Source organism: Butyricicoccus sp. (assembly GCF_050872565.1).
In the GTDB taxonomy this organism is placed as follows: domain Bacteria; phylum Bacillota; class Clostridia; order Oscillospirales; family Butyricicoccaceae; genus Butyricicoccus_A.
This window is the reverse complement of sequence record NZ_JBNMHC010000137.1, coordinates 1-5,558: the sequence shown is the minus strand read 5'-3', so window position 1 is coordinate 5,558 and position 5,558 is coordinate 1. Positions and strand designations below refer to the sequence as shown.

6 protein-coding genes are annotated in these 5,558 nt (G+C 46.1%); 2 read left to right on the top strand and 4 right to left on the bottom strand.

Annotation, left to right across the window (positions count from 1 at the left end):
• Positions 1–144: 144 nt before the first annotated feature.
• The 3 genes from ACR0P9_RS06925 to ACR0P9_RS06915 form a co-directional block, all read right to left on the bottom strand.
• Positions 145–1,335, bottom strand: a complete 1,191-nt coding sequence (locus tag ACR0P9_RS06925) for a phosphopentomutase (protein WP_432618612.1) — start codon at positions 1,333–1,335, stop codon at positions 145–147.
• Positions 1,336–1,410: 75 nt separating this feature from the next.
• Positions 1,411–2,343: a DMT family transporter gene (locus ACR0P9_RS06920; RefSeq protein ID WP_432618610.1), complete on the bottom strand. Its 933-nt coding sequence runs from the start codon at positions 2,341–2,343 to the stop codon at positions 1,411–1,413.
• Positions 2,344–2,352: 9 nt separating this feature from the next.
• On the bottom strand, positions 2,353–3,705 hold the full coding sequence (locus ACR0P9_RS06915; RefSeq protein WP_432618608.1) for an MATE family efflux transporter: 1,353 nt from the start codon (positions 3,703–3,705) through the stop codon (positions 2,353–2,355).
• A gap of 242 nt (positions 3,706–3,947) precedes the next feature.
• Here ACR0P9_RS06915 and ACR0P9_RS06910 point away from each other — a divergent pair, with 242 nt between their 5' ends.
• Positions 3,948–4,604, top strand: coding sequence for an orotate phosphoribosyltransferase (locus ACR0P9_RS06910; protein WP_432618606.1), 657 nt, complete (start codon positions 3,948–3,950; stop codon positions 4,602–4,604).
• 123 nt (positions 4,605–4,727) lie between these two features.
• A complete protein-coding gene (locus ACR0P9_RS06905) occupies positions 4,728–5,393 on the top strand; it encodes a Fic family protein (protein WP_432618604.1) in 666 nt (221 codons plus the stop codon).
• A gap of 75 nt (positions 5,394–5,468) precedes the next feature.
• Here ACR0P9_RS06905 and ACR0P9_RS06900 read toward each other — a convergent pair.
• The coding region (locus ACR0P9_RS06900) for an alpha/beta-type small acid-soluble spore protein (RefSeq protein ID WP_432618614.1) at positions 5,469–5,558 on the bottom strand (90 nt) is incomplete at its 5' end.

Genomic DNA, 5,558 nt, shown 5'->3' with positions numbered 1-5,558 from the left:
TTCTTTGTAATATTGAAACGGAAAACGCTCGGTTCCATGCCGCTTTATTTCGCGAAGTGTTTCATCCGTCACAATATTGACATCTTTTTCCGTCAATACAGTAATAAAATTCCTCTGCAAGCGTTCTTCCTCTCTCTGTTCTGGTTATACTAACTCGGATAAAATAGACGTTCCGATGGTGTTTTCCGGCATGTGCAAGTCAAAATTATCTAGAATGGACGCGCCAATCACAGCAAATGTCGGCTGTTCTTCCAACTTTCTTCCCTCTTTCATAGACGGAGAATACGCGATAAACGGTACGCGCTCACGAGTATGATCGGTGCCTGTATGTGTCGGGTCATTTCCGTGATCTGCAGTCAGAATTAACAAGTCATCCTCTCGAAGCAGCGGCAGCAGCTCGCCCAATTTTACATCAAACCGTTCGATTTCCTGTGCATATCCAACCGGATTGCGCCGATGCCCCCACAACGCATCAAAATCCACAAGATTGACAAAGCACAACCCAGTAAAGTCGCGCTTTGCCACAGCAATGGTCTGTTCCATGCCGTGTACAGAACTTTTGGACTTCTGCGCTTCGGTAATGCCTTCTCCGACAAAAATATCGTTGATTTTTCCAATCGAAATCACATCAAATCCGGCATCCTTCAACACATTGAGGGCAGTGCGTCCCGTCGGCTTGACCGCATAATCATGCCGATTGCTCGTGCGCACAAATTCTCCGCGCTTTTTGCCGACATACGGCCGCGCAATAACGCGACCCACCTTCCATTCATCGCGCATAGTAATTTTGCGGGCAATCTCACAACAGCGATACAACTCCTTTAAATCAAAGGTTTCTTCGTTGCCGCAGATTTGCAGCACAGAATCCGCAGAAGTGTACACAATCATATGTCCTGTGGCAATTTCTTCCTCACCCAGCTCGTCCAAAATGACTGTGCCGCTCGCGCTCTTGTTTCCGATGCATTTGTGTCCGGTTTGCTTTTCCAGTTCTGCAATCAGTTCCGGTGGAAAACCGGTGTCCGTAAACGTTTTAAACGGAACGGTTGTCCGCAAGCCCATCATTTCCCAGTGACCGGTCATCGTGTCCTTAGCGCAGCTCATCTCGCGCAGCGTCGTATATCGCGCCATCGGATGCTGCACCGGCGCAACCTGCTTGAGCGGATGCAGATTAGCAAGACCCAATGCTTGCAGATTGGGAATGTGGAACTGTTCCACAGATGCCGAGATATGCCCCAAGGTATCTGTTCCGGCATCGCCATACTGTGCGGCGTCATCCATCGCGCCCGCTCCCAGTGAATCCAATACAACTACAAAAACTCGACGATATGCTTTCATATGCTCGTCTCCTTTCTCGTCATCTTGTATTCTATACTTGTTATTATACGCTTTTTCTCGGTTCTATGCCACCACTTATTTCGATGCTTGCTGTGTTTGAATCGCCCGATAATCTCCAATAGCCATAATCGGTATCGTGATGAGAATCAGCGCAAAACCTATGAAATCCTGTGCGACAAAGCTCGTGTGCAGCAGAAAAGCAGAAATCATCACAGATGCTACCGGTTCTACGGAAGACAGCACACCGCCAACCATACTGCCGACAATATTGCAGCCGGTCTGATACAAATTAAACGCCAGAATGGTGCCAAACACAATGACAGCTGCCATCAGCAGAAACAGTTCCGCATTATACGTAATCCCCTGAATCGTCCACGGATGAAAAATCAGCAGCATCATGCCGCCGCCAATCGTCATGCCCCAGCCGACAATGCTCATGACATCAAATTTCTGCATGAGCCGCCGCGGGCACAGGGTGTAAAACGCAAAGCACACCGCACTGACCAGTCCCCATGCCAAACCAATCGGCGGAACCGCCAATGCCGACAAATCGCCGTGTGTCGCACACAAGACTGCACCGGCCGCAACGAGTATAACGCTCGCAAGTTCATACAGTTTTGGCAGTCTTTTGCTATGTAATAACACAAAGAGCAAAATAACAATCGGGCTCATATACGTCATAACCGTCGCAAAGGCGACATTGGTGTATTGAATCGCAGCATAATAACTGTATTGGCACATAGCTGTGCCAATCAGTGCAAAGACCAATAGTGGAACAATCGAATGCTTATCTTTCCAGACCGCACCAATCGGCTTTCCGCGAAGCTTGGCAAGCACCAAGACCAAAATACCTGCGATAAACATGCGAATCGGCACCAACCAATTGGCATCGGCACCGCAGTCGCGAAACGTGACCTGTCCGCAGGCGCCGCCAACTGCCCAGCCCAATCCGCCGCATATCGTGATAATGTATCCCTTGATTAAGCGGGAACGTGTTATTTTATCCATGCTTCACCTTTATCCGTTCTTTTTTGCGCAATGCCGCCAAACCCACACATAACAAATTGCCTGCATACCAATCGTGAGAATCCACGATACCGGATACGAGATATACAGAGTTTCCAAACTGCGATGGCTGGGGAAAACAATAAAAATCCAGAAAAACCGCAGGCAGACGACGCCAATCAGAGACAAAATCATCGGAACTGTCGAATAGCCCATGCCGCGGATGCAGCCCGGAATCATATCCATCAGACCACACAAACCATACGGCACGCAGATAATACCGACATTGATGAGACCGTAAGCGATAACCTGCGGATCGGAAGCGTACAGACCGATGATCTGATTGCCAAACAGATAGCATAAATTGCCGAGACCAAATCCAATGATGCATTCCAGAATACCGCACTGGAACAAAATCTTATTGATTCGTTTATAATTTCCCACACCACTGTTTTGACTGGAAAAGCTCAAAGCCGCCTGCGTCACAGAATTGCAGGCAAAATATAAAAATCCATTGATATTAAAACCAGCTGTGTTTCCGGCAATCGCCAGTGTGCCAAATGTATTGACAGACGATTGAATCAATACATTAGAAACATTGATGAGCATGGACTGCAATCCCGCCGGAACACCAATTCGCAGCATATTTTTCATAATATGCGGATTCAAATGCAGCTTTTTGACATCCAAATGATACGATGTCTGTTCTCTGTGCAGGGTTGTCAATACGAGCACAGAAGAAATAAACTGCGACATCACGGTACCGATGGCAACACCGGCAACGCCCAGATGAAAAATCAGCACCAGAATCAAATTCAGTATGACATTGCACACACCGGCAAAAATCAAGTAATACAACGGTCTGCGTGTGTCACCAACGGAGCGCAAAATTGCCGCGCCGAAATTGTAGCACATAAAAAACGGCATACCCAGGAAATAAATGCGCATGTACAATGTAGATTGGTCAATAACTTCCTCCGGTGTAGCAACCAACTCCAATGCCGGTCTGCACAGAAAAATACCGATAAACAGCACACAAATGCCGCCGATAATCGCCAAGGTAATGGCAGTATGTACGACTTCTGACATGCCTTTGTCGTCTTTTTGCGCATAAAATCGTCCGGCAAGCACATTGGCACCTAGAGCAATGCCGACAAACAAGGTTGTGCAGACGGTAATCAGTGACGTAGTCGCTCCGACTGCTGCCAGAGCATGACTGCCGACAAAATTTCCCGCGACCATCAGGTCTACGGCATTGAACAACAGCTGGAGCATATTGGATGCCAGCAGCGGCAAGGCAAACAACAACAAGCTGCGAAACAGCGGTCCATTGCACATGTCGATCTCATAAGAACGTTTGGTCAAACAATCTCCTTCTTTCTCCGATATTTTTTAACATACACATTATAGACTTCTTCTTTCCTTCTGTCTATATACGTTTTTAACTGAACAAAATGTTGTTTTTGTTCAGTTAAAATAATGTAAAGATAGAACTTGCATATTTTGTAACGATGTTGTATACTATGTATAGTTTAACTCACATGTTATTCGATAAAAATGTGCAATTATTCCAGAAGATATTTTGTGTGTTGGAAAAGGAGGAGCCTATGAGTTCGTTTGAATCCAGAATCGTGAAGTTTCCGTCCAAAAGATATGGAGCTGTCGTTCCTATGAAGGCCATTCCGGGACACTTCGTTACCAATCATTCGCATATCAACTACTACATTGATCTGACGACAATGAAGTCCCGTTTGAGCGAAGTAAAACAGTGCGCCCATGTATTGGCACAGCAGTATGCAAACACCACCGTTCCAATTGACACCATCGTATGCTTGGACGGCACAGAAATCATCGGTGCTTTTCTGGCACGAGAGCTGGAGGATGCGGGACACTCCATCCACAATGCACACAAATCCATCTATGTTATCACGCCGGAGCGCACAGCAAACAGTCAGCTGTTCTTCCGAGAAAATGTAGAGCCAATGGTGCGCGGCAAAAATGTCATTCTGCTGATGGCATCGGTTACGACCGGCATCAGCATTCGCCGCGGTATCGAGTGCATGGGATACTACGGCGGTCTGATTCGCGGCGTCGCTACCCTATTCAGTGCAGTCGGTCAGATGGATGGCATTCAGGTCAACACGATCTTCACTTCGGAGGACATCCCTGGATATGCGTCGTATGACCGCCACAATTGCCCGTTCTGCCAGAAGAACGTTCCGGTCGAGGCAATTGTTAATTCGTTTGGATATTCCAAACTATAAGAAAGAACTCTCTCAGCCGACACAGTTTTTTCTGTGTCGGCTTTTACTTTGTAATCTCTTGCATTTCGTTTCAATCTATTGTACGATAAATGCATGAAAAAAGACAATCGAGGTGTATCAAGGATGCGTTTTGAAGATAAATATCATCTGACAAAACAACAAAGTCTTTTTCTTGCAAAAAAGAAATGGGATGAAAATATTTATTGCGGTATGAAGATGGAAAACCGAGCTGTTACCTTTCCGCAAACACAAACAATTCTTCAGGGTGTAAATGTTCCCAATGTGCAGTTAGATGATATACAAGCAATTTTAAACATGCGTGATGCATGGAAATTCCTGACCAAAACTATAGACGAACCAGTTACGCTGGAATATTTATGTAAGCTCAATGAATTCATTGCACGAAACGAAGCACTCGAATGGGGAGTATTACGTACCGGCACGGTTGGAATCTCAGGCACAGACTATACTCCTCCAGTACCTGTACAAGCCGAAGTATCCGCCTATCTTGATGAATTGATAAACAACACCCAATTGACTGCTACAGAAAAAGCATTGGAAGCGTTTGCATGGGGTACTCGAGGACAATTCTTCTGGGATGGAAATAAGCGTACCAGTATGACTCTGGCAAATAAAATTCTGATCTCAGCCGGTGCAGGCATCTTAACAATTACGGATAAGCACATGGAGCAATTCAATACCCTATTGCTCCATTACTATAACACTGGTGACAGTACCTCACTAAAAGAATTTTTGTATCAATATACCATTCAGGGTATTCAACTATAAAAAACCCAGCCGCTCTGCGCCTACACGGCACGAGAGCGGCTGAGCTGCGTTTATGGGACAACGAATACGATCTGTTTATTTCATATTCTGCTCGTAAGCCTCAATCATCTGCTTTACCATCTGTCCGCCGATAGAACCCGCCTGACGCGCTGTCAGATCTCCGTT